This is a genomic window from Enterobacter sp. A103 (assembly GCF_034427535.1).
In the GTDB taxonomy this organism is placed as follows: Bacteria; Pseudomonadota; Gammaproteobacteria; order Enterobacterales; family Enterobacteriaceae; genus Enterobacter; species Enterobacter asburiae_B.
The window spans coordinates 1-3,038 of sequence record NZ_JAXQPQ010000026.1 but is presented as its reverse complement, the minus strand read 5'-3'; the positions used below and the strand labels follow the sequence as shown (position 1 = coordinate 3,038).

Annotated in this window: 3 protein-coding genes; all 3 read left to right on the top strand. The window is 57.2% G+C overall.

All coding sequences use genetic code 11. The features are described from left to right. Positions 1-151: 151 nt before the first annotated feature. Positions 152-424, top strand: a complete 273-nt coding sequence (locus tag SPH27_RS22945) for a hypothetical protein (RefSeq protein ID WP_045343998.1) — start codon at positions 152-154, stop codon at positions 422-424. 43 nt (positions 425-467) lie between these two features. After that, the gene (locus tag SPH27_RS22940; RefSeq protein ID WP_032641231.1) at positions 468-833 is read left to right on the top strand and encodes a hypothetical protein; all 366 of its coding nucleotides are present in this window, start codon (positions 468-470) and stop codon (positions 831-833) included. Between the two features lie 67 nt (positions 834-900). Further along, positions 901-2,913 (top strand): ParB/RepB/Spo0J family partition protein, encoded by a 2,013-nt coding sequence (locus SPH27_RS22935; RefSeq protein ID WP_322435922.1) that lies wholly within the window; start codon positions 901-903, stop codon positions 2,911-2,913. Positions 2,914-3,038 lie beyond the last annotated feature (125 nt).

Genomic DNA, 3,038 nt, shown 5'->3' with positions numbered 1-3,038 from the left:
GGTGAAATGCACTCCGCCAAAACTTTTTGCGTGCCGCAAAAACTTTTGTCTCCGCCCCTTTCCTTCCGCCCTTCGCCGTTGCTCCTTTGCCCTTTGCCGCGAGAGAACTCACCAGGGAGATGGACAACTATCACCACAGGAGAAAACCAGGATGCACACACGAAACGTCAACGTCAAAACCGCCGCTCAAGAATCTTCCAGGAAGATGGGGGAAGAACAAAGCCCTGTTTCTGTCGCACGGGAGTGGGTGGCTCAGGCCACTTCGCTGAAGGCGGGGGTCACCGTCACCCTGTCCGACGTGTCCCGATACGGCGACGTGCAGGTGGAGATCCGCACCAACGGAACGCTTAACTGGCGCGCCTGGTCGTTTGAACCGGATTTTCTTTTTGAACTGAAACGCAACCTGCAATACGTGCAGTTTTAACCGGAGGCCGGATGTCCGGCCTTAACACAGAGAAGGAGGAAACATGCAGAACCTTAACACCCGTCCGGCGACCCGTAAGGTCGGGCAGAGCACCGAAATCGTGAAGCTGCTGCGCATTCAGGCCAGCGACACCCACGTAGTCGAGTTTGACAACGTGGACACCCGATTTAATGACTGCAACAACTGGCAGGTGATGGCAGGAGGCAAACGCGTCCTGTTCAGCAACCGCATGTATGAGCGTTTTTCAGATGTGAAATCGGGGATCGTGGCAACGATCAACGTGTGTGAAAACAGCGGCAGCGTAACGGATAAAGCGATGCTGGAAGGGGCAAAAGTCATGATGCAGGTTCTTGATGGCTATCCGTCCTTTGCAGCACTGGCAGCACACCCGAAACGCATTACCGGTTAACCGAGTGCCGTGACCGGAGGGCAATCCGGCCACGGCTAACCACAACTATCACTGAGAGGTAAAAATCATGGTCGCCACCAATACTACGGCAAAAAAACCAGCCAAGACCACCCGTCAGGCAAAATCTGCGGAAAAAATCGCGCAGTCTACCGAGCAGAAGCTCGTCCAGCTGCTCGCTGATACGCCTGTGCAAATCTTCCCGTACTCCCGCCTGTCACACACGGGCTTAAACACGCGCATCATTCCGCATACCGATCAGGAAGTGGAAGAGATGGCTGACAGCATTCAGGCAATGGGCATCCTGCAAAACCTGATCGGTGCAGAACTGCCGGACGGTACGATCGGCATTGTCGGCGGGGAAGGTCGTCGCAGAGGCACAGGCATTCTGGTGATGCGCGGTGTGCTCGATGCAGACACGCCGTTTGTTCCGGTGAAAGTCCTGCCCGTTGAGATGGCGGTAGCGGCCTCGATGATCGAGAACGGTCGACGTAAAAACATGCATCCCGCCGAGCAGATTATCGGTTTTCGTACCCTTCAGCAGGAAGGTAAAACGGCTTCTCAGATCGGCGCACTGATGGGCTACCACCCGCGCCACGTTCAGCGCTGCCTGAAGCTGGCGAATCTTGCCCCCTCCCTGCTGGATGCGCTGGCGCGGGATGAAATCTCCCTTGAACAGTGTGAAGTCCTGACACTTGCTGATACCCATGAGCGTCAGGAGCAGGTCTGGAAAGAGGCTGTTGTACAGTGGCGCGATCCTGCTGTACAGACCCTGCGCAAAATGGTGACCGACGACAAGATGGCCATCAGTCACCCGATGTTTGAGTATGTGGGCGAGGAAGCCTATACCGCCGCTGGCGGTACGCTTACCGCCGACCTGTTCAGCGACAAGGACAGCACCTTTGCCGATGCGGCGCTGGTGAAATCTCTGCTGGCTGGCAAGCTCACCGTGCTCGCCGCTCGCGTTAAGCAGGAGCAGGGCTGGGGCTGGGCTGAGTACCGTATGACGGAACTACGCTTCAGCGGTGAGGACGCTGAACTGTACCGTTTTGCCATGCCGAAAGCTGTCCTGACGGAAGAAGAACAGAAGCGCGTCAGTGAGCTGGAAGAACAAAGAGATGCTACTGAAACCTACGATGACGAATACGAGCTTCAGCAGCAGATCGATGACATTTACTGCGAGGCGCAGTACCGCGAAGCCACGCCGGAATTTCGCGCCGCCCACGGTATCTGGGTGTCATGGGATGGTAACAATTTTCGGGTTCAGCCAGGTATCCGCAAGCTGACCGACGAAGACCGGGCAGCTGAAGAACAGGCGCGTCAGGAGCGTGAAAGCAATGTGATCAGACACACCACGCCTGACATTCCCGCTGACGCCTATCCGGCAACGCTGGTTAAGGCCATGTCTGCGGAGCGCACTCTTGCCGTTCAGGCGGAACTGGCGGGTCGCCCCGATGTATCGGTGGCGCTCCTGACGTGGACGCTGTGTCTTGCGCTCTTTGATCGCACCTACGGCAAGCGCAATGAACCGCTGAAAGCCTCCGTGTCCTCGAATCAGTATCACCTTGCATCACTGGCTCCATCCGGTGATGAAGGGAAGGCGCTGACGGCGCTCAAAGCACAGAAAGAGGCGCTTCAGGCAACGCTGCCCGAAAACTGGCATCTCGATTTCACCTGGCTGCTGTCATGGTCAGCAGAGCAGGTGAACACCCTGCTGGGATTCTGTGCGGCACACGGTATCAACGGCATTCAGGAACGTATGTACAACCATACGCAGAAAAGCGAACTGGACGGGCTGGAAGCGGCGCTGGACTTTGACCTGCGCAAATGGTGGCAACCGGATGCTGAGAGCTACTTCGGTAAGCTCACGATTTCCCAGATTGGCAAAGCCTATGAAGAAGCCGGACTCAGCGCCCGTGCGGGTGAAGTTGTGAAGCTCAAGCGCCGCGATGCGGCGAAGGCCGCCGAGCAGGATCTGAATGCTCAGGGCTGGCTGCCTGACTGGATGGTGCGCACAGCGCCAGCCGCTGAGGCTGAAGAAGCCACTGAATCTGACGCTGATACCACTGACCACGCTGCTTAATTCCGGAGGCCGCCGCCTTCGGGCGGCGGGAACAGACATGACCATGCAATATGACCTGAACCGAATCAACACCCTGACCGCATCCGACCTGGAGTTTATCCGTCAGCAGGGCGAGGACGCGCGCC